Source organism: Pseudoalteromonas sp. SIMBA_162 (assembly GCF_046535955.1).
GTDB lineage: Bacteria > Pseudomonadota > Gammaproteobacteria > Enterobacterales > Alteromonadaceae > Pseudoalteromonas > Pseudoalteromonas marina.
Window position 1 is genome coordinate 1 of the sequence record NZ_JAWJBQ010000197.1, and the last position, 319, is coordinate 319.

A 319-nucleotide genomic window follows, 5' to 3' on the forward strand; every position below is an offset into this window, starting at 1 on the left:
TGACAGCAATGCCGCCAGCACGCCCGACAGCGAACCGAGCCAGTCGGTGGTGCGCGCCGAGCGTGCCTTCCAGGAAGTCAGCCCCGAGACCGGCAGCCGCTATCTGGTATTGAGCGACGGTACGCGCTACGGGGTGGAGCCAGGCAAGGCGATCGCCCAGCGACTGGGCTTTGATCGCTACGGCGTGCGCATCACCGAGGGTCAGGATGCCGCGGCTCTCAAGGAGGACATCGAGCTTGCGACCACGGCGCAGCTCTGGGCTTCCGATCTTCCGGAGGCCAAGGGCCAGCTGCAGTGGCGCATCTCGCTGCCGTTGATG

At 66.8% G+C, this 319-nt stretch carries 1 pseudogene; it reads left to right on the forward strand.

What is annotated here, in order from left to right:
* Positions 1–319 (forward strand): annotated as a pseudogene (locus R0J88_RS19340) (hypothetical protein); the annotation flags it as partial.